This is a genomic window from Undibacterium sp. FW305-107 (genome assembly GCF_058788535.1).
On the sequence record NZ_JBYTAV010000001.1, the window covers coordinates 179,498 to 201,078 of the forward strand.

Annotated in this window: 20 protein-coding genes; 13 read left to right on the plus strand and 7 right to left on the minus strand. The window is 53.1% G+C overall.

The window, feature by feature from the left end; all coding sequences use genetic code 11:
* Positions 1-25: 25 nt before the first annotated feature.
* Positions 26-187 (minus strand): hypothetical protein, encoded by a 162-nt coding sequence (locus tag AC3WQT_RS00820; protein WP_492701301.1) that lies wholly within the window; start codon positions 185-187, stop codon positions 26-28.
* Between the two features lie 373 nt (positions 188-560).
* Between AC3WQT_RS00820 and AC3WQT_RS00825 the strand changes: the two genes are divergently transcribed.
* Complete coding sequence (locus AC3WQT_RS00825) at positions 561-797, plus strand: hypothetical protein (protein WP_492701303.1); 237 nt, start codon at positions 561-563, stop codon at positions 795-797.
* Between the two features lie 88 nt (positions 798-885).
* Positions 886-1,350, plus strand: a complete 465-nt coding sequence (locus AC3WQT_RS00830; protein WP_492701305.1) for a hypothetical protein — start codon at positions 886-888, stop codon at positions 1,348-1,350.
* 171 nt (positions 1,351-1,521) lie between these two features.
* Here the strand turns inward: AC3WQT_RS00830 and AC3WQT_RS00835 are convergent, their stop codons facing one another.
* Both AC3WQT_RS00835 and AC3WQT_RS00840 read right to left on the minus strand, forming a co-directional pair.
* Entirely contained in the window at positions 1,522-2,031 is a 510-nt protein-coding gene (locus AC3WQT_RS00835) for a Crp/Fnr family transcriptional regulator (protein ID WP_492701307.1), read from the minus strand.
* 180 nt (positions 2,032-2,211) lie between these two features.
* Entirely contained in the window at positions 2,212-3,126 is a 915-nt protein-coding gene (locus AC3WQT_RS00840; protein ID WP_492701309.1) for an AraC family transcriptional regulator, read from the minus strand.
* 252 nt (positions 3,127-3,378) lie between these two features.
* On the opposite strand from AC3WQT_RS00840, the gene AC3WQT_RS00845 reads away from it, so the two are divergent.
* The 8 genes from AC3WQT_RS00845 to AC3WQT_RS00880 all read left to right on the plus strand — a co-directional run bounded on the left by AC3WQT_RS00845 (position 3,379) and on the right by AC3WQT_RS00880 (position 11,323).
* On the plus strand, positions 3,379-3,837 hold the full coding sequence (locus AC3WQT_RS00845; protein ID WP_492701311.1) for a (2Fe-2S)-binding protein: 459 nt from the start codon (positions 3,379-3,381) through the stop codon (positions 3,835-3,837).
* Positions 3,838-3,850: 13 nt separating this feature from the next.
* Positions 3,851-6,109, plus strand: coding sequence for a xanthine dehydrogenase family protein molybdopterin-binding subunit (locus AC3WQT_RS00850; RefSeq protein WP_492701313.1), 2,259 nt, complete (start codon positions 3,851-3,853; stop codon positions 6,107-6,109).
* A gap of 34 nt (positions 6,110-6,143) precedes the next feature.
* Positions 6,144-7,190 carry an XdhC family protein gene (locus AC3WQT_RS00855; RefSeq protein WP_492701315.1) on the plus strand — a complete coding sequence of 349 codons (1,047 nt, stop codon included), beginning with the start codon at positions 6,144-6,146 and terminating at the stop codon, positions 7,188-7,190.
* 216 nt (positions 7,191-7,406) lie between these two features.
* Positions 7,407-8,957, plus strand: coding sequence for a tyrosinase family protein (locus tag AC3WQT_RS00860; RefSeq protein WP_492701317.1), 1,551 nt, complete (start codon positions 7,407-7,409; stop codon positions 8,955-8,957).
* A gap of 2 nt (positions 8,958-8,959) precedes the next feature.
* The gene (locus tag AC3WQT_RS00865; RefSeq protein ID WP_492701319.1) at positions 8,960-9,706 is read left to right on the plus strand and encodes a copper chaperone; all 747 of its coding nucleotides are present in this window, start codon (positions 8,960-8,962) and stop codon (positions 9,704-9,706) included.
* A 65-nt stretch (positions 9,707-9,771) separates the two neighbouring features.
* Positions 9,772-9,987, plus strand: a complete 216-nt coding sequence (locus AC3WQT_RS00870) for a VF530 family protein (protein ID WP_492701321.1) — start codon at positions 9,772-9,774, stop codon at positions 9,985-9,987.
* A gap of 214 nt (positions 9,988-10,201) precedes the next feature.
* Positions 10,202-10,462 carry a hypothetical protein gene (locus AC3WQT_RS00875; RefSeq protein WP_492701323.1) on the plus strand — a complete coding sequence of 87 codons (261 nt, stop codon included), beginning with the start codon at positions 10,202-10,204 and terminating at the stop codon, positions 10,460-10,462.
* A gap of 258 nt (positions 10,463-10,720) precedes the next feature.
* Positions 10,721-11,323, plus strand: coding sequence for a hypothetical protein (locus tag AC3WQT_RS00880; RefSeq protein ID WP_492701325.1), 603 nt, complete (start codon positions 10,721-10,723; stop codon positions 11,321-11,323).
* A 64-nt stretch (positions 11,324-11,387) separates the two neighbouring features.
* Here AC3WQT_RS00880 and AC3WQT_RS00885 read toward each other — a convergent pair whose 3' ends face one another.
* The 4 genes from AC3WQT_RS00885 to AC3WQT_RS00900 form a co-directional block, all read right to left on the minus strand.
* On the minus strand, positions 11,388-11,705 hold the full coding sequence (locus tag AC3WQT_RS00885; RefSeq protein ID WP_492701327.1) for a hypothetical protein: 318 nt from the start codon (positions 11,703-11,705) through the stop codon (positions 11,388-11,390).
* Positions 11,706-11,845: 140 nt separating this feature from the next.
* Complete coding sequence (locus tag AC3WQT_RS00890) at positions 11,846-12,322, minus strand: hypothetical protein (protein ID WP_492701329.1); 477 nt, start codon at positions 12,320-12,322, stop codon at positions 11,846-11,848.
* A 152-nt stretch (positions 12,323-12,474) separates the two neighbouring features.
* A complete protein-coding gene (locus AC3WQT_RS00895) occupies positions 12,475-14,103 on the minus strand; it encodes a SulP family inorganic anion transporter (RefSeq protein ID WP_492701331.1) in 1,629 nt (542 codons plus the stop codon).
* Between the two features lie 362 nt (positions 14,104-14,465).
* Entirely contained in the window at positions 14,466-14,666 is a 201-nt protein-coding gene (locus tag AC3WQT_RS00900) for a hypothetical protein (RefSeq protein ID WP_492701333.1), read from the minus strand.
* A gap of 492 nt (positions 14,667-15,158) precedes the next feature.
* Here AC3WQT_RS00900 and AC3WQT_RS00905 point away from each other — a divergent pair, with 492 nt between their 5' ends.
* The 3 genes from AC3WQT_RS00905 to AC3WQT_RS00915 all read left to right on the plus strand — a co-directional run bounded on the left by AC3WQT_RS00905 (position 15,159) and on the right by AC3WQT_RS00915 (position 21,554).
* Complete coding sequence (locus tag AC3WQT_RS00905; RefSeq protein ID WP_492701335.1) at positions 15,159-16,133, plus strand: DUF535 family protein; 975 nt, start codon at positions 15,159-15,161, stop codon at positions 16,131-16,133.
* Between the two features lie 421 nt (positions 16,134-16,554).
* Positions 16,555-16,971 carry an NAD(+)--rifampin ADP-ribosyltransferase gene (gene arr, locus AC3WQT_RS00910; RefSeq protein ID WP_492702507.1) on the plus strand — a complete coding sequence of 139 codons (417 nt, stop codon included), beginning with the start codon at positions 16,555-16,557 and terminating at the stop codon, positions 16,969-16,971.
* Between the two features lie 389 nt (positions 16,972-17,360).
* Entirely contained in the window at positions 17,361-21,554 is a 4,194-nt protein-coding gene (locus AC3WQT_RS00915) for a response regulator (protein ID WP_492702509.1), read from the plus strand.
* Positions 21,555-21,581: the final 27 nt, after the last annotated feature.

Here is a 21,581-nt window from a genome sequence, read left to right on the forward strand (position 1 = left end):
AGTTATGGCTTTGAAGAAAATCGCTTTACACTTGTGCGAAGATCACGCCTGTTTCAAAGTGATAGCCCACTGGTCGGGCGGCCAGGATGAGGATGAGCAAGCGCCTCTCATTCCTGATAAGGAAAAGCGCATGCGTGCCGACATCGCCTGCCTGGTGAGGCTGGCGAGGTGCAACTTTCACTGTCATACCATCTGTTCATTCCTGGTTTTTTTGGTGACGCGCACGCGTACACCGGCTCAAAAAATGAGTCGCAAAAAATGAAACACTTGAAGTTTTGTCTCCTGATTTTTTTTGGTATTACATCCAGGCAAGCGGGGAGAAAACCAGATGCAGACCTGTACAGGTTGAAATCATGGTAAATCATTTATCTGCGAATACAAGACACATCGCCTGTGCAAATCTGCACATTTGGCTGGCAAAAACACGCATGCTTTTTTAATGCAAGCCTTGATGAGCAGATTCAGATTTCACCAGCCACAAACACTGCATTTGAGACTGCCCGCCTTTGCTAAGTTACAATGCCTTGCACACCGCATAGATTATTTTCCTGAGGACCCGCATGAACACCGTATTCGCCGCCCCCGTCTTTGACACCACCGTGATTTTTGAAGGCAAGGAACTCTTCAAAGGCAAGAGCGCCGCCGAGAACTGGGCAAAAAAACTGGGCGCAGAACTAGAATGCGTCACCACCGTAGAAAAGATAGGTACAGGCTGGGCCATCTGCGGCAATGTCGATGGTGAGGATTGTGTCTGGGCGATTATGGGGCAGAGGTTGAAGAGGATTAATCGGGAGTGATGGGTTGAGAAACAATCTTTTTTTGAGTGCGTTATAACGCATCTTACAAACTGGTTTTTAAAATAAACTCCCTCAAAAAAATGCCACCATGACGACAGAATTGCAGACAACAGTACAAAAACTGGAAGGATATCTGCTGGCCATTTCAGCATTAAAGGCAGATGGCGACAGTTTCCAATGTTATTACCTTGGTCAAGTTCCACTGGAAGATGCATTATCGCCTTTAAGTGGCTTGCTCAGAGTCGAAGAAAATACGCTGAGGCTTTTTCCTGCAGATGAACTAACTTTATCTGGTCTGCCATCTTCGTTTCGTCAATGGTTGGTTACCCGCAGACGATTGTGTGAGCCTGGTGATACTCAGGAAATCGACATCCGATTATTTGATGGATTTGTTGAAGCAATGAATGAAGAGCTTGGACGGCCAGAGCAATGGATACGCGCAGGGGCGGGGCCTGCTTACCAACCAGGGCGGCACTTTTGTGCAATCTGGGACGTCTATGTATTTTCGGCCAAGGGACATGCTTATGCAGTGCATTGTTCCTGGGATTCGTAGTTTTTGCAGTTTGTGTGCGATTGCGCGATGATCATCGCATACAGGGGAGAAATATCTGTGCCGCGCGCGTCGCGCACATGCGGCGCGTTACAATGCACCTCACGTTACGGCTAAGACTGCCCTGCTTCTACCGTCGCTATCTTTTGAATTTGAACTGGCACTTCACCCCACTCACAAAAACTCCACCAGTTGCCCGCTCACGCTGCGCAGGCGCTGGCTCATGAGTTTGGCCAGCCGGGCCAGGATTTGGACTGCCAGCGCTGGCTTTTCCTTGATGATGCGCTGGTAATTGTCCTTGGTCAGCAAGAGCAGGATGCTGGCTTGCGACGCGATGCAGGTGGCCGAACGTTTTTCGCCATCGATGATGGACATCTCACCTATGGTCTTGCCGTGGCCTACCGATACGATGCGGTGCGGCGTGCCGTCAAGATCAGTCTTGAGTATCCCGACTTCGCCCTTGACCAGCAAACCCATGTAGGAACCGGATTCACCTTCCCTGAAAATGGTCGTGCCTGCCGAGACTTCATAGCATTGCAGATACGCCGCCAGGGCCTCGATGTCTTTCCACTCAAGGTCGGCAAACAGTTGTGATTCTGAGACCATGTCGCAGATATCGCGCGACTGGAAGGTCGTGCCAGCGCCAACGAGGCGAAAACCTAGCAAAGCTTGATCTGGATTCATTTTCTCACCCTCCAACATTTTACGCGTGGTAGTGGCTGATAGTTTATCGCAATCAGGGCATCTGTGACAGCAACTGTGATAGTAACAATCACAAGCATTTGCGCTGCAAGCGATATAAAATTTCCAATTATCAGTATGTCATATCCAGACTCGTGCGCAGTGTTCTACTGTAAGACACCCTCACATTGCCATTCGCATACGCCTGATATCGCGCAATGGTGGTTCTCCAAACAGCCTTGTGTACTCCCGGCTGAACTGGGATGCGCTTTCATAGCCCACTCTTAACGCGGCGCTGCTGGCATCGATGTCTTCGACAAGCATGATCTGGCGGGCGTTTTGCAGGCGCAGGTGTTTCAGGTATTGCAAGGGGCTCATGCCCGCCACGGTGCGGAAGTGCAGCCTGAAGGTGGAGGCGCTCATGTGGGCTTTGCTGGCCAGTTCATCAATGGCAACATCCTCAGTGTAATTCTGCTTAAGCCAGGCGATGACGCGGGCAATTTGCTGGCCTGGTGAGCCAGCGGTAACCAGATGGCGCAAGACCGGGCCGTGTTCGCCATTGAGCAGGCGGACGATGATCTCTTGTTGTATCAGCGGCGCCAGCATGGGCACGAGTTGCGGTTCATCCAGCAAGCGCACGAGGCGGGTGATGGCGTCCAACAAGCCCTCCTCCATCGTCACGACGGACATCGCCAGCGAGCTTGTCGCCTTTAGCGGCGCGGCGAATGTCATGCCGGCGGCGCACTGGGTGATGGCCAGGGCATCCAGCATCAGGTACATGCCCAGAAATGGCTGTGCGCTGCTGGCAGAGGTCACATAAGACACCACCGGCAAATCGACCGAGGTGACCAGGGATTGCCCTGGCACATAGTCAAATACCTCTTCCCCCAGATTCACGCGCTTGCTGCCTTGCACGGTCAAACCCAGGCCCAGGCCATAGAAGCAGGGCATGGGGTCGGTGACCTTGCTACGCCTGACCATGATCAGCCCTGGAACCTGGGTGATGCAGTCGCCGTCTGCCTGAATGATGTTGCCGACCATTTCAGCCAAGGAGGGGCTGGATGGTTGATATGCGGCTGTCTGGTGTGAGGTCTGCATGATACGACGCTAGGTTTTTTGAACTGTCGTAGCCTACCATTTTCAGGGTGGAAATTTCAATTTCTGCCGGGCATTCATCGAAATAGGCAAGAAATACGTCGGATCAGGCAAACGCTTTATTGCCTGAAGAGCAGACAATAGCCGTCAATTAAGGTTTTGCAGCGGCTACCTGTACTTGGGCATTGCCGCCACCATTAACCTGGCATCAACCCGGCATCAACAACACTTTGTCACCCCATTTTGGAGGTTTTCATGATCAACTCAACTATTAATGGCAAGAATACCAGCGTCGATGTCGCCCCCGACACGCCCGTGCTATGGGCCCTGCGCGATACGCTGGGCCTGACCGGCACCAAGTTTGGCTGTGGTGCTGCTTTGTGCGGTGCCTGCACCGTGCATTTGAACGGCCAGGCCATACGCTCTTGCGTGACACCTATCTCTGCCGTTGCAGGCCAAAAAATCACTACCATAGAAGCAATGAGCCAGGACAAGGTCGGCAAAGCAGTGCAAGCAGCCTGGATCAAGCATGACGTGGCCCAATGTGGTTACTGCCAGAGTGGCCAGATCATGAGTGCCACCGCCCTGCTCAAAACCAATAAAAAACCCAGCGACGCCGACATCGACAGTGCCATGGCAGGCAATATCTGCCGCTGTGGTACCTATGTGCGCATCCGCGCTGCCATCCACGACGCCGCATCCACCCTGGCCTGATTAGGAGCACACCATGCATTTTGATTCCCGTTTGGCCGAGATGCCAAAGCATTTGCAATCCCTGTTGCAGCAGACGTCTGCAGAAGAAAAGCCGGATGCAGGCGCTGGCAGTCTGAGCCGCCGCAGCTTCTTGAAGATGGCTACAGCCAGTGGCTTTGCCCTGGGTTGCTACCCCATGCTGGCGATAGGCCAGGACGCTGCCGCCAAGGCACCCGCCGGTTTGAAAGCGACTGAGCAGCCCGGCGCCTTTGTCCAGATTGCCAAAGATGGCACAGTCACAGTGACGATTAACCGCCTGGAATTTGGCCAGGGTGTGCAAACCGCCTTGCCCCTGATACTGGCAGAAGAGCTCGATGCCGACTGGTCCAAGGTCAAGTATGCCAATGGTAATAACCACCCTGCCTATGTCGATCCGGCATTTGGCATGCATTTGACGGGTGGCTCGAATTCCATCGCCCATTCTTATACCCAGTACCGTGAACTGGGTGCGCGCACCCGTGCCATGCTGGTACAGGCTGCGGCAACGCAATGGGGTGTCGATCCCTCCGGCCTGCGTACAGAAAAAGGCGTGGTCGTCGGGCCAGGTGGAAAAAAACTGGGGTATGGCGAACTGGCTGAAGCTGCCATGAAATTGCCCGTGCCAGAAAAAGTCGTGTTGAAAGATCCCAAGAGCTTCCGCCTGATCGGCAAACCCACAGGCCGACTTGATGCAAAAGCCAAATCAACTGGCACCCAGGATTTTGGGATTGATATGCACTTGCCCGGCATGCTGACGGCTGTTGTCGCGCGTCCGCCAGTATTTGGTGCCAAGCTCAAGTCTGTCGATGATACGGCTGCCAAAGCCATCAAGGGTGTCAAGGCCGTGGTACGCGTGCCAGTGGATCGCGGTGGCGAAGGCGTGGCCATTATTGCGACTGGCTATTGGCCAGCCAAGCAGGGGCGCGATGTCCTGAAGCTGGAATGGGATCTGGGCAGCGTAGAAAAAGTCGATAGCGTGAAACAACTGGCCAGTTATAAAGAATTGGCCAAGCAGCAAGGCGCATTGAAGTACAACGACGATGTATCAAAAATCGCCACGGCGCCGCACAAATTGAATGCGGAGTTCAGCTTCCCTTACCTGGCCCATACGCCAATGGAGCCTTTGAACTGCACGGTTGCCATCAAAGGTGATAAGGCAGAGTTGTGGATGGGTACGCAAATGCCTGGTCTGGATGGCTTTGCGGCATCCGCTGCGCTGGGCCTGAAACCGGAAAACATCGCTGTCCATACCCAGATGGCCGGTGGCGGCTTTGGTCGTCGCGCAATTGCCACCAGTGATTATGTAGTGGAAGCCTGCCATGTCGCCAAGGCAGCAGTAGCCGCTGGCCTCGATGCACCAGTGCGTACCTTGTGGAGCCGTGAAGATGACGTCAAGGGTGGTTACTACCGCCCCATGCATGTGCACAGGGCAGATATCGGTTTTGATGCGCAGGGCAATATCCTGGGCTGGGACCATGTCATCGTCGGCCAGTCCATCGTCGGTGGCACACCATTCGAAGGCATGATGGTCAAGAATGGTGTCGATGCAACCGCGGTGGAGGGCATGAAAGAGCCATATGAAATGCCTATGCGTCTGTCTGTCCATCACCCAAAAATCAATGTGCCGGTCTTGTGGTGGCGCAGTGTGGGCTCTACCCATACCGCCTTTGTGATGGAAACCCTGCTCGACGAAATTGCAGAAACCACCAAGCAAGACCCGGTGGCTTACCGCCTGAAACTGATGGGTGACAAGCATCCACGTCATAAAGCTGCACTGGAACTGGCGGTAGAAAAATCTGGCTATGGCAAGAAAAAACTGCCAGCAGGCCGCGCCTATGGGGTGGCAGTGCATGAGTCCTTCTCGTCCATTGTTGCCTATGTGGTGGAAGCGTCCATCAAAGATGGTCAGCCCAAATTGCATAAGGTCACGGCTGGCGTGCATTGCAACCTGGCTGTCAATCCCAAAACGGTGGAAGCACAGGTGCAGGGCGCAGCACTGATGGGTTTGTCGATGTGCCTGCCGGGTGCAGCCATCACTCTCAAGGATGGTGTGGTCGAGCAAAGCAACTTCAGTGATTTTGTGGTGCCACGCATTACCGATATGCCACAAGTTGCTGTGCACATCGTGCCCAGTGCAGATGCACCTACCGGCATGGGCGAACCTGGCCTGCCAGCCTTGGCACCAGCATTTGCCAATGCCGTTGCCAGGGCGGGTGGCAAGCGCTGGCGTGAACTGCCTTATAAACAAGTATAGGCCAGCTAAGGCAGAATCGGTTAAGGTCAAAGCAATGGAAAATCTCGATACCCTGGTCCTGCGTACTGCGCTGAGCTGGCACGCGCAGGACTTGCAAGTCATCCTCGTCACGGTGGCGCGCACCTGGGGTTCTTCACCACGCCCGCCGGGGTCGCTGATGGCGATCAATGGGCGCGGTGAAACCGTGGGCTCGGTATCGGGTGGCTGCATAGAAGATGATCTTATCCACCGCATCAGGGAAGAAGGCGTGCAGGCTGTCTGCTCAGGCAACCTGCCGCTGGTGCTGCGCTATGGTATCTCTGCCGACCAGGCGCACCGCTTTGGCCTGCCCTGCGGCGGCACGGTAGAGCTGGTACTGGAACCTGTCTCTGCACACAGCCGTCTGGATGAATTGCTGCTCGCTTGCGAACAGCGCCGCAGCGTAGAGCGCACGCTGGATTTGCAGACCGGCCATGCCCAACTGCAGACAGGCCAGTATGATGGCTTACCCAGGCTGGATCATCACAAGCTGATCACCTACCTTGGTCCACAGGCCCGCATCATCGTCATCGGTGCCAGTGACCTCTCGCGTTACCTGTGCCAGTTTGCACTGAGCCTGGGTTTTGCCGTCATTGTCTGCGACCCGCGCGAAGAATACCGCGCCAGCTGGCAATTGCCGGGCGTTGTCGTCAGCGAAGAAATGCCGGACGACCTGATACTGCGCCTGCAACCAGACAACCGCACTGCCGTCATCGCCCTCACGCATGACCCCAAGCTCGATGACCTGGCCCTCATCGACGCCCTGCAATCAAATGCCTTCTACGTCGGCGCAATCGGCTCGCGCCGCAACAGCCAGCAAAGACGCGAACGCCTGCATACCCATTTCGACATCCCTGAATCTGCCTTGCAAACCCTGCATGGCCCCGCTGGCCTCTACATAGGCAGCAAGACCCCGGCAGAAATCGCCCTGTCCATCATGGCAGAAATTGTCGCGCTGAAAAATGGCATACCGCAGGCAACTAGCACACCTGTCGTGCTTGGCAAGGCGATGTATGAAGGCCAGCCACAACGCGATGTGCACACCTCCTCTTGCGCCATCTGAGTCTGATGAGTTGTATCCTCACTTAATCCTGATTGAGTGTTACTTTGATTTTGCCTGGCCTGCTCCCTCCTGATTCTCTCCTCTGCAACATCTCCAAAGTCAAATCCATACCCTGCCGCAAGCGCATGTCAAAAATAAACAATTGACAATAAATGAATAATATTGCAAGATTTTATAGCAATATTTTTGCATACCTGATCATCTCAAGGAGGACATATGGCATTTGAACGCAAGGACGTATCAAAACTGGGTTCTGGCTGGAGCGACACTTTGATCTGGTATGCAAAAGCAGTAGGCAAGCTTAAGGAAAGGCCGCTGGCATCACGTACCAGCTGGCGGTTTCTGGCGGCCATGCATGGCTTTGATGAAGCGCTGTGGACAATCCAGGGCTATCTGAGCAGTACCGATGCCCTGCCTTCACAAAGTGACCAGGACAGGTTCTGGAAGCAATGCCAGCACCGGTCCTGGTATTTCCTGCCATGGCATCGCGGCTATGTGGCGGCATTTGAAGCCATTGTACGCAGTGTGGTGGTGGATCTGGGTGGCCCGGCTAACTGGGCACTGCCATACTGGAATTATTATGACCCGGCTTCGCGTTCTGTGCCCTATGCTTTCTTGCAAAAAACCATGCCGGATGGTTCGACCAACCACCTGTATGTAGAAGCCCGCTTCGGCCGCAGCGATGGCAGCTTCATCATCAAGCCTGAAGATATCTCTTTCAATGCACTCAAAGACCATGCCTTCATCGGTATCAATTCTGGTGGCAACCCTGGTTTTGGTGGACCGACAACCCCATTTACTCATAACACGGGCACATTCAATGGCCATCTGGAAGCTGATCCGCACAATACCGTGCATGGCCGGGTTGGCGGCAATAAAATTGAGGCGGACAAAACTACCCCTGGCCTGATGTCGAAACCATCGACCGCCGCGCTGGACCCTATCTTCTGGCTGCACCATGCCAACATAGACCGCCTGTGGGAAGTCTGGCGCAAGCGCGACCCGCAAAATCTTGACCCCGACCAGGACAGCTGGCTCAAGGGCCCGGCTGACCGTAAGTTCATCGCACCTGATCCGATCGGCGAAGGCATCAGCTTTAACGCATCCCAGATGCTCGATACCACGGCAGCGCCACTCAATTATAAATACCAGGACATCAGCGACCCGCTGGCTGGCAGCACCCGCAAAAAAATCAGGCTGACAGGCTTGCGCCTGCTCAGCGACGCGCCTATGGTGAGCTTTTTGGATAATCAAACTGCAGGAGGCCAGATGGCGACTGAATTAATCGGTGCCAATGACGACACTGTCAAACTGGCAGGCGACATTTCGCAAACCCGGGTAACCCTGGATAAAAGCAGTGTGGACAAAGTCAACGACAGCTTTGAAGGTGTCAAACTATTCAATGCCAAACCCAGGGAACCAGACCGCGTCTTCCTTAACCTGGAAAACATACGCGGCAAGAATGATGCCGCCATCTTTTACGTGTATGTGAATGTGCCCGCCGGTGAAAAACCGGAAAACCATCCTGGAAACAAGGTCGGTGTCTTGTCACTGTTTGGAGTTTCTGATGCCAGCGAAACAAACGGTGCACATGGTGGGGCCGGTATTACCCAGGTATTTGAAATCACCAGCATCATTGATAACCTGCAACTGGACAACAGCCAACTCGCCGATACCCTGCAAGTACAATTCGTACCACAAAGTACCGTCATACCTGAACACGACATCACGGTAGAACGTGTCAGCGTATTCAGAGAAAGCCCGTAATCGTGTTGCTGCCAGTATTGCGCGCTGCCCTGCTGAGCTGCCCCCGCCCCCTGCTGTTGATCAGCCTGGCGGGCTGGCTGGGTCTGGCTGCGCTGCAATTTGGCGTGCGAGTACCAGAGTACTGCGGCAGCCTCGCCAACATGGACCTGGCTTATCTGGCGAATATCGGTGATCGCCTGGTCTTTGTCTGGCACACCAATTCATCGGGCAACATGATGAGCAACTGGCTACTCATGTTGCTGGCCATGATGTCACCCCTGCTGGCGCAAGAGGTGAGCTACCTGTGGCAACGCAGTCTGGCGCGCCGCCGTTTGCGCGCATTACTCTTGTTTGCCATCGGCTACCTGCTCGTGTGGAGCCTGGCAGGCACACTCATCATGCTGGCCTCACTGGTGTTGCGCCTGGTCGTGGGCGACATGCGCTGGTGCTTTGCCTTGTTGCTGACGCTGGCATTGTTATGGCAAATCAGCCCGGCCAAACAATATTGCCTGAACCGCTGTCACAACCGCCCCCGCCTCGCCGCCTTTGGCTGGCAAGCCGAACGCGACAGCCTGCGCTATGGCCTGCAAGCCGCCCTCTGGTGCGGCGGCACCTGCTGGGCCTGGATGCTGGCCGCCACCGCCGCTGGCCCCGCTCACTTCCCCTTCATGCTGCTATGCTCCGCCTGGCTATTGATAGACCGCCAGGCCCCGGGCTGCGTCCCGGCCTGGCAGTTGCCGTATAGTTTGAAATGGTATCGCCTGGCCTGATGCCAACCGCGTACCCCCGGTGATATCATCCGGTATCACCGAAAAACAAACATGAGCACATAAGCATGAGTACGCCCACATCCCGCAGCCTGAATGGCATCACCCTGGAAGCAATCCTGGAACAACTCGTGGCCTATTATGGCTGGGAGAAAATGGGCAAATTGATAGACATCAACTGCTTCACCACCGACCCCAGCATCAAATCCAGCCTGAAGTTTTTACGCAAGACGCCATGGGCACGGGCCAAGGTGGAGGAATTGTATTTGGGGATGCCGGGGTGAAATCAATGCTTGCAATATTCCCGTTGGGCACATTTCAATGCGACGGATGTGACTTAGCAAACGACTAGAGTATATATTTTCCCATGCATGACATCGCTGATGAAAGCTTCGTTCGTAGAACGCCATCTGCGTTTGCGATTGCCCATGTGGCATGTTACTACCCACTCTACAAACTGGAACTTGGGGTAAAAAATGATTGAAAAAAAATGTTTCAATGAGCGAACAAAGTATCGTAATAAACAATATACCTGAAAGTTTTTCTAAATTAGTAATTGAGCCATGGGCAGAGGAAATTGCGATTGAGCAAAAAGACAAAGTACATGTGGTGGGATTTGGCCCGATTGCAAATGCCCGGTTACAGCTTGAGTTTAAAAATAATTCGTTAATTATTTATGCTTGGCAAGGCTCTACATTAACTATCCGATTGAATGAGAAGACTCTAGAAACGGCATCGAAAGTAATCGAGGCGATTTGATGGGAAAAATACAGCCTGCGTAGGTACGATTAGCGCAGCGTAATCGTACGCATGCAGTGGCGCAAATAACGAAGGGCCTCAAGCAAATTCCATATTCAACGTCTATCCATCTCAACGTGAATTTGATGACTACTTGATCCAATATCATAAAGCGACCGCAATTAGCAATCAGCATAAAGAATTGCTGCTGACCATGCGTACGATTACGCTGCGCTAATCGTACCTACGGCCCTCAAGAAATATCAGGATAATGCATATATGATCCCCACAGAATATCGCTGCAATAGTTGCCTGACAACGTTTCAAACTCCGTTCACCAAAGCTTATTACTATCTTGGTTCCGCAGCAATGGGGCAACAGGTAGAAGACAGCCAGTTGTTAGACATACCGATGCGCCCAGCCTGGTGCAATACCTGTGCAGGTATTTGCGGTGCCGAAGACATACTGCCATTGCGCGATTTTGAAAACGCTTACGGTGCAGCACGAGCGGGTAAAGAGATCGACTATCCTGTAAACTCAGAATATATGCGCGCCAAATCTATAGTCGGCGAGGTTGCCCGTTACCTCAGTTGGAGAATGACACGTCGCCACGTACCAAGAGTACTCTGCTGTGGTGGCACCAACTTTCAATATCTGGACGTCGCGCAACCTCTGATCAAACACGCAGGTTGCGAATTTGGCTTCATACAAGGCTGGTATCGTATTGGTTCAAGCACACCTGGCCCTGGATTTCTTAGCCCAGCCGATATTCGCTTGTATGATACTGAGGGCATACTGATAGGACAACTGACTTGGCGTAGAAGAGCAATTGATGGTTGGGATATTGAGAAGCTCAGTTACCCTACAATTATTGAAGATTAGCAGCATCGTTACTTTTCCTGCATAGGTGTGAATAGTTCCACATATCACGCACAGTTAATTACCGCTACCCGATTTTCTTTATTGCAGAAAACCGCTCAATCAAAGATTGGCATGCGGACGATCCTGTTTTCCGAGCCCAATTTTCTGCTTCAGTAATTTCAGGTTTTAGCCGCTCCAAAGCATTCTTGTCCCAGTACTGTTGCGCAGCGTCTATGGGTAAACTGTCAGTTTCAGTATCAATCGTAAGCATAGTCACAAAATCACGGTCCAAGTCCATCTGGGGTATTTCATGACGCACTGAACTTAATATTCTCGCACCCAGGATGAAGCTGGTTTTACTTTCCAACATATCTCTCGCAGTGCTCACAATTTTCTGATCCACTTTTCCAGATATTAAGCACTTTATTGATTGACCGGCTTGCCGAAAGGGGCACAAGCTTTGATCTATTCTTGCACTCTCACACTACCTCTCGCATAAGCTCGCGCGCAGTAGCAATTACATTTCTCTGCCATAAGATCACATCACATATACAAACTCTTATGATGCAAATAATTGCGGTACACAATCTTGAAATCATCCAGCTTGCGATTATCGTCCTGTATCAATAAATCGCGTACTTCGTATTCATTGCCGTCAATTTTATAGACCCAGAAATCGAGTATCACTTCGGGGTGATCTTGCGATACGATGGAGACGCCTTTGCCACCGCCTATCAAGTTCGAATATTGATAGACCATGAATTTGCCCTTCAAAATCTTTTTGTCTATCTTCAATCCATCAAGAACCTGCGCGGCTCTTTCATCCACTGCTGAAACTTCATCGCGCTTGTCGGCATAGGTATTCAAAAACTTGCGCAGGTGTTTGACTTCAGCAGTTTGATATGACTTACCGTATTTGCTTAGTTGTTCTTTATTGAGTACCAGTTCTTTGGGAGCTTGCGCCTGGCTGACGAGGGGGAGCAAGAGCAGGGATAACAGGAGGATTTTACTGAGTGGCATTATTTCTTTCGGTATTTTTTTGCCATTATAGTATACGGCGGTATGCGATGACCTAATCCGTATGGTGCACCGTGCGCACCGTTTCCATCTAGTGCATACAGCCTGACAAGTACATGGTACGCGCGGCACACCTCACTGCGCAGGCGTTGTCCTCAGTCCTTTCCCACATACAACTCACGCGCCATGACGACGACATCATCGACGCTGAGCTCGCTGAAATTACCGATGTGCAGATGGGGGATGGCTGCCCTTTCCAGCACGGCGCGGGCACCAGATTTAAGGCGGGCAAACATCAGGTGCTTTTTTTGCAGATACAAGGCTGCACAAAAGTCAGCAATGGCTTCTATGCTGGTGCTGTCCAGATCGGGGGATTCTTCGAGGCTGATGACGACTACCTTCGCATCGCTGGTGGCCACATAGTGTTTGGCTTGCGTCAGGGCGCGTTCGGCATTGGCGAAAAACAGGCCTGTCTCTGGCCGCAAGATCAACACGCCGGGGATGACTTTGGCTTCAGGATAATTAACCAGGTTGACGAAATCATGACCGCCATTTAATCGTCCCAGCACAGAAATACTCGACTCTGCCAGTCTGCGCAATAACATCAGCAGGCTGATACCGATAGCGACCAACAAGCCATCCAGCACGCCCAGCATGAGCACGGCGACCACGGCAGCGAGGGCGACGAACCTGTCCCTGTGCAAAGTAAAATACGGGTAAAACATGGATGGCCGCAGCGAATGACTGACCGCATGGATGACGATAGCCGCCAGCACGGGTGAAGGTGTCAGCGCTATCACGGGCAGCAAAGTCAGGACGATGATGAACAAGGCTGCCGCTGCTGACCAACCGGCCACTTTGCTACGCGCGCCATTGCTCTCATTGGCGGCAGTGGCAGAAAACCCTGCGCCCACTGGCAAACCCTGGAACAGGCCCGACATGAAATTGGCCGCCCCCAGCGCCAGCAGGTCACGGTTGGGTGCGACGATATCGCCATGGCGTATCGCAAAATTGCGGATGGAACTATACGACTCGGCGTAAAGTATCATCAGCATGGCGATACTCAATTCACCTATGCGCAGCCACTGTACATAGCTCATGTCGGGCAGGCTGGGTACTTGCAGTTGCAAGCTTATCTGCCCTACCAGCTCTACCCCGCTTTGCGCCAGACCCAGCCATTGTCCGGCCACAATGCCCAACACAATCACCAACAAACCAGCTGGCATATAGGGTAGGCGCGTCAAAGCAAACAAGAGCAATAGCGCCACCACACCTACCACCAGCGACAGCCAGTTCCAGCTTTGTACCTGGCTCAGCAAGGCATAGATAAAACGTGGCATGTCGGTGTAATGCACATGCGCACCTACCACATGGGCAAACTGCTTGATGATGATGACGGCAGACAAGCCAAAGGCAAAACCACGCAACACGGGCCGCGCAATAAAGTCTGAGATGCTACCCAGCTTTGCCACACCAGCAAGCATGAAAAACACGCCCGTCATGATGACCAGGCCCATAGCCACCAGCATGCGCAAACCCGTATCGCCATTCGACATAGCAGCTGAAGCCGATGCCAGCACTGCCGCAGACGAAGACGTGGCAGCCACAATCGCAAAGCGACTGCTACCTATCAGGCCATAGCAAATCAGACCGGCAAACACGGCGACGATGCCTGCCTGCGGTGGCAGGTTGGCGATGCTGGAATAGGCCACGGCTTCCGGCAATAACAGCCCCGCCAGCGACAACCCCGCGATGATGTCAGACCAGGCCCAGGTTTTGTTCATGTAGTTTTAGTGAATGCGTTTGGGTGAATGCGTTTCATGAAAGCGACCATATATTGTCTAAATGATTTATCTTTTTATTTCAACCAGTATACGCCGCGCAGATATGGGAGTGGGAAATCTCAGGCTTGAGCAGGTATTTTAAGAAGATGAACCATGAGGTAGCTCAAAGTGACGCCAGTAAAGCGCACCGCACGCGCCACATGGAGAGCAAATTGCGAAGAGGGATATTTTTAATCGGTAAGCCTGCATGGATTCTATTCAGGGATATGGAACCTTGCTGCTTTATACCTGACATGTGGTGCGCACATAATAAACCCGACACTCCCTGCTGGCTGTTCCTGCCTTTAAATTCAGGCATGCACTTAATCCTCCGGCTCGATCCCGACAAGTTTCAAGGCCAGCACGGCAAGACCCAGCACGATGCCAACAAAGATATCAGTGATCTTGCCCGAATAAGGCAGCAGGAAGATGCTGTACAGGATACAAGCCAGGATGATGACAATACAGGCCCCTACGATCATCGTCCTGATGATCGTCGCTTTGCCTGCGGGAGGTTTGCTCATGTCAATCATGCCTTGCTAAGCCAGACCTGGATTGTGCTACGTACCTTTGTTCCACATTTTACTTCGTATTAGCAAAAAGTATTTCGTACTTCGCAATTTATATTTCCTATCAGCAACAAGTTCGCTTGCCTGCATTAGCTATTGGCGCACTGTCAGATTGCATCCAGCTTTTCCTATCGTTTTCAGTCGCGGGCAACAGATTGCCATCGCACTTGCATGCAAAAACTGCGGAGGCAAATCACACAAGAATTGATGCGAATTGCAACATAACGTTACAAAGCAAAATATCTTGCGTGAAAATCGGCTAACTCCGGCTTTTTTCTTTACCAAAATCAATATAATTTCTATGCGGAAATTCTTCTTATTTGTTATTTTCTTCCATCTCCAGACAAAATGATGACAAATTGACGACAAAATTATACTTGCTAATATATTCCAATCTTTGATACATTGAGTTACATTATTCTGCAGTACGAAACAAATGGTGCAATCGTGAATATTTTGAACTGGCGTGAGCTGTGGGCTGCAGGCAGGGTACCGGAAGCTATCGATACAAAGAAGTTGCATGCCTCGGGCAGTTTCATGGCCAGCCTGCGCTGGGCCTTGCATGTGCGCCTGACGGATGGCAACAGCAATCTCAAAAGCAAATGCCTGTTCCTGTTGCGCAGCAGCTTGCGCCCGCAGGTCAGCTTGCGCTGGTATCACTTTCTGCATCAAACCTATTTACGCAAGGCCGCACCAGACGACATCGCGCTGCTGGATGCCATCCACCGCCCCTTCTTTGACCGTCAGATTTGCTGCGTCTCACGCCTGCGTCTGCTGCGCAATCATTTTCATTTGTCGGCCCAGTTATTTGGCAGGCACCGCGCCCAGGATATGCTGACCGGTGGTGACTTTACCCTGGCAACCCTGCAGGGCAAGGACCAGGAAGACTATCGCATCAGCCTGTTTCGCAGTTGCGCCTTCAAGCGTGAAGGTGGTCTTAGCCTGGGTCTGTTCCAGGGCAACAAGCTGCTGCAATGCATCAGCTTTTCTTTTGACCGTAAAGACCATCAATTGATGATACGCGTAGGCGGGCTGCAATCGTGCAAGCACAATGCGCGTGACACCATGCGCGCCTGCACCAAGAACCTGCATGGCATACAGCCGCGCCTGCTGATCATCGAAGCCTTGCGCAGCCTGGCCCGCGAGCTGCATTGCACGGGCATAGAATGCATTGCCAAAAAGAATCACATCTACCAGTCATGGCGCTATCGCTTCAGCAAGACCATCAAGGCCGAATACGACAGCCTGTGGCAAGCCGCCGGCGCTGCGGCACAGGCGAATGGCAATTACCTGTTGCCACTGGCAAGTGAGGAGGTACCGCTGTCAGAGCGCCCTTCCAACAAACGCAGTGAATACCGGGCACGGGATGGCTTGACGATGAGCATGCGCGAGGGCATCAGACGGAGCCTGGTGGGGGTCTGATGCAGGTTTGATTTGAGCTTGCGATGAGAGCGTTCCCCTGTGAGCCTACCGCAATTACCTTCATCGCCATCACCACCGTAAGGTAACTGTAACGTAGCCGTAACGTGAGGCGCATTGCAATGCGTCGCATGAAATCATCACATCTCCGGGCAAAACATCGTTGCCATATGCAGGGTGCACCACATGCGGCGCAATATATTGCGCCCTACGTCACGGCTGCGTTTCAGCAATGCCGCTTACGCTAGCTTGAAGACATGATTGCTCCAAAAAATAAGACAATTCGATTACGTTGAATCGCTGCCATCCAAACCATCATTGTCAGATTTGGATACACTATCCATTATCAGTTGTGCTGCCCGCCCCCAAATCATGCGACGAACACCACCAACATCAATCGGAGATATTCATGAACAATGAATCAATGACAAATCCTGACGACCTGAGTGCGCAAACGCTTTACCATGGCACGCGGGCTGACTTGAAGGTGGGCGATCTCATCGCACCCGGCTATAACTCCAACTATGGCAAGAAGAAAACAGCAACCTACGTCTACCTGAGCGCGACCCTGGATGCTGCCACCTGGGGTGCGGAGCTGGCAGCAGGTGCCGGCCCCGGCAGGATTTATATCGTTGAACCGGTTGGCGAGATCTTCGACGACCCCAACCTGACGGACAAGAAATTCCCCGGCAATCCGACCAAGTCATACCGTAGCCGTGAGCCATTAAAAGTCATTGGTGAAGTCAGTGATTGGCAAGGACATCCGCCAGAAACGCTCAAGGCCATGAAAGACCATATTGAACAACTGAGGCTACAGGGGATAGAGGCAATCGACGATTGACTTACTTTCATGCATGGACATGTGGTGCCATCATGCCAGATGGGATGGATTGACGAGAGCCACAGCCAGACGCATTCATCTTGCAGCCATCGCAAACTGCATTTTTGAGAGTGCCGTAAGGTAGGGCGCAATATATTGCGCCGCATGTGTACCTGGCACACGGCAAAGATAATTTACTTGAGGATGCAATGATCACAATGATCACAATGATCATGCAGGCGCCTCATGTTAAATCTGCCTCCCTTACTAGCTGCAAAATTTGTATTAGCTGCAGTGCACAAATCGCGCAAGCATCAATAAACCACACCCGCCCGGCCTCAGTCTGCAATTTCCACCAGAAAATCGTGTAAACTTAACCACACTATAGCTTCAACCGGAGAACAAGCTTGATGACAGCCCAGCACGAGCCCACGTCCGCCGCCAGGGTATTGCTACCGGCCTGCCTCTGGTATTTTGTGCTGGCAGTGGCGGGTATGTGGCTGACGCGGGGCGAAAACCAGGTGTCGATTTTGTGGTTTGCCAATGCGCTGGCGATAGCTTATATGTATGGCCAGGGGCGTACGGGGCAATTACAGATACTGGTGCTGACCATGGTGGCCAGCCTGGCGGCAAATCTGCTAACGGGCAATGACCTGGCTGTTTCTACCCTGTTCACGCTGGCCAATGCGCTGGAAATCGTGCTGGTCAGTTATACCATCCGCCATGCGGGGCTGGACCAGAACTTTGAGCAATCCAGCGGCGATATGCTGAAACTGATCTTGCTGGGCTTTTTGCTGCCCTGTGCCTGCAGTGCCACGCTGGCGGCAGCGCTGGCTGCCTGGGTGGGCCTGGGTGAATTTGAGTTGATTTTCACTGGCTGGTATGTATCGGCCTCGCTGGGGCTGATCCTGATTTACCCACTGGTGCGCATGATGCGGCGTGACGCAGCTCCTGCCTGGGCCAGCCGGATCAACTGGAAACGCTTTACCCGCTTTGCCTTGCCCATACTGCTGCTGGTACTGGTCTCGCTACTGTATCTGCCACTGCCCTTCCTGTACATTTTGGTGGCGCTGACTTTTGCCACCCACAAGCTTAATTTTGATGAATCGCATTTGCTGACCGTGCTGGCCATCACCAGCCTGGGGCTGATGTTAAGCCTGGGCAATGTCATGCCTTTGGGTGGCGTGGCACGCTGGCAGTTATTGTTTGTCTACCTGCCTATCCTGATTACCTCAGTGCCGCCTATGCTGATGGCAGCAGCGCGCAATGAAAACCTGATCAAGGAAGCCGAACGCCAGCGTTTTTCTGAAGAGCTGCAAAAGAGCAAGCAGTCGCTGCAATCCACCATCGACCATATGCCAGCCATGATAGGTTACTGGGACCAGCAATTGCACAATCGATTTGCCAATGCTGCCTATAAAAAATGGTTTGGCCTGACACCTGAGCAGATACGCGGCATGCACATACGTGATGTCGTTGGCGCAGAAATATATGCACAGAATTCTGGCCATATGGCGGCCGCACTGGCTGGTGAACCGCAGATATTTGAGCGTTCTATCGTCGACCCCGAAGGTAATCAGCGCTATGCCCTGGCTTATTACACCCCGCATATCGTGGCTGGCCAGGTACAGGGGTTTTATGCCTTCGCCACCGACATCACGCCACTGAAACAGGCACAACTGCAAGAGAACCGCGCCCAGGCCAAGCTGACCAGTGTCATCGAGGCGGCCAGTGAATTTGCCATCATCGCGACCGATATGGAAGGCATCATCACCCTGTTCAGCAAGGGGGCAGAACGTATGCTCGGCTACCAGGCCAGTGAACTGGTCAATCACAAAACACCCACCATTTATCATCTGCAAGAAGAAGTGGTCAGCCGTGGTGCAGAGTTGACTGCTGAACTGGGTTACCCGGTACAAGGCTTTGAAGTCTTTGTCGCCAAGGCACGCCGGGGCCTGCCGCAAAGCCAGCAATGGACATATGTCAGCAAGCAGGGCCAGCACATCCCCGTCAGTCTGATCATCAGCACCATCCATGATGAACATCAGCAAAACATCGGCTTTTTGGGTATCGCCACCGACATCAGCCGCCAAAAACAACTGGAAGCCTCGCTGATTGCCGCCCGCGACCAGGCCGAAATGGCCAGCCGCACCAAATCAGAATTCCTGGCCAATATGAGCCATGAAATCCGCACCCCCATGAATGCGGTGCTGGGCATGAGCTATTTGCTGGGCAAGACCGACCTGACCTCTACCCAGCGTCATTATCTGGAAATGATACGGTCGTCCGGCCAGTCTTTGCTGGGGATTTTGAATGACATCCTCGATATCTCGAAGATAGAAGCAGGCCGCATAGAATTGTCGCCGACTCGTTTTTACCTCAAGGATGTGCTCAGCGCACTGGCCAATATGATGTCGGTCAATGTCGGTGAAAAGCAGCTGGAATTGTCGATAGGCATAGATACTGCCGTGCCCAAGGAATTGATAGGCGACGCCCTGCGCCTGCAACAGGTGCTGATCAACATCATCGGCAATGCCATCAAGTTTACGGCGAATGGCGAGGTGTCGCTGCTGGTACAGAAAGCAGATCCAGCAAACCCGGCAGAAGCGACTGAAGAAAATATCCACGGCGCAGACGATTTGCAAATCCAGTTCATCATCCGCGACACTGGCATAGGCATGTCGGCAGAACAGATCAGCCGCCTCTTCAATGCCTTTGAACAGGCCGATGCCTCGACCTCGCGCCGCTTTGGTGGCACTGGCCTGGGGCTGGCAATCTCAAAACGTTTTGTCGACCTGATGGGCGGTGATATCCGTGTCAATAGCAAGGAAGGTACAGGCACAGAATTCATCGTCAGCGTGCCCATGCAAACCGCACCTGCACTTGAGCAAGACAATGCAGAGAGTAGCAACAGTACTGCAGGCAGCAACCAGGCCAGAAAAATCCTGGTGGTGGATGACAATGCCACCAGCCGCAGCTATATCGCCAAGACCATAGAAGCCTGGGGCTGGCAGGCTGACACCGCCAGCACTGGTGAACAGGCCCTGCAAAAAGTGCGCGACCACCTGGCACGCCTGTCCCATATGCCCGCCGCCGAAGATGAATATTGCGCCATCCTGATCGACTGGCACATGCCCGGCCAGGACGGCCTGGCCACCCTGGCCGCCATCAAGAGCATGCAGGCCAGCCAGCGCATCCCCCTGATTTTAATGAGCAGCGCCTATGACCGCAGCGCCCTGCAAATGGATGGCCAGCCCGGCGCACCCGATGCCGTCTTGCTAAAACCCGTCACCGGCTCCAGCCTGTATGATGTGCTGCAAGAAACCAGCCTGCACCTGCACCATGCCGCAACTGCTGCACTATCTGCTGCAAACCCGCATAATCAAGCAACTATGATCAATAGCAACAACATTAATAGCAATAGCAGCCACAGCAACAGCCCCGTCAAAGTCGGCACTGGCAGTTTCAGTGGCAAAAACATCCTGCTGGTGGAAGATAATTATTTCAACCAGATCGTTGCTACCAAAATCCTGGAACAAACCGGCGCCAGCATCAAGGTCGCCAATAATGGCAGTGAAGCCGTAGAAATTTTTAAAACCGCAGAAGAACAGTTTGACCTTGTCCTCATGGACGTGCAAATGCCCATCATGGATGGCTGGACAGCCACCGAAATCCTGCGCAAGGAACTGGCCCTGCCCATCCCCATCCTGGCCATGACCGCCGGTGTCATGACAGCAGAACGCGAGCAATGCATGGCGGCAGGCATGAATGATGTCATCTCCAAACCCATAGACATAGACCAGATGCTGGGTGTGCTGGCGCGCTACCTGTCGCCAGAACAGCCCTCTGTATCTGTACCTGCATCTACACCCGCATCTGCCCGCGCACCTGCAACCGTAGCCCCCCAGGCACCAGTGCCTGCCCCCTCGCCTCCCCAAAGCACGCCTTTCAGCGCAGAACCAGAAGCACTGCCCATTGCCAGCGCGGTAGCAACACCCCCGGCCAGTGGCGCCTTTGACCCGGCCAAGATCATGGCGCTGGCCAAGGGCAATCCCTCACTTATCAAAACCCTGTCCGGCGTCATACAAAACATGATCAATCACGCCAGAAAAGACTTTGACCAGGCCGTCAGCCATTGGCAGCAGGGTGAACCCCAGCAAGCCGCCCGTACCCTGCACACCATGCGCGGCAGCATAGGCACCCTCGGTGCCAAAGACTTTGCGGGCGCTGCACTGGCACTGGAACACGCCATCGCCCAGCAAGACCAGCAACGCGTCCCCAAATTGCTGGCAGATGCCGACCACCAACTCAGCCTGACCATCTCCAGTGTGCAAGCCTGGTTGCACGAACAGATGGCGAACATCGCTACGCCCGCCCCTACCGCAACTACCGCAATTATCCCAAGCCAGATCAAACCTGCTGAACTGCAAGAATTAAAAAGCCTGCTGCAAGCCCAGAACATGCGAGCCACCGTCCGCTATGAAGAACTGCAGGCCAACCTGAAGCAACACTGGCCTGCCGGGCACCAGCAAGCCATGCAAGATGCCATGCTCAACCTGGACTTTGCCACCGCTTTAAATTTGCTGGATGAGATCATCGTATAAATATTGCAACAAAGCAAAATTCGATTG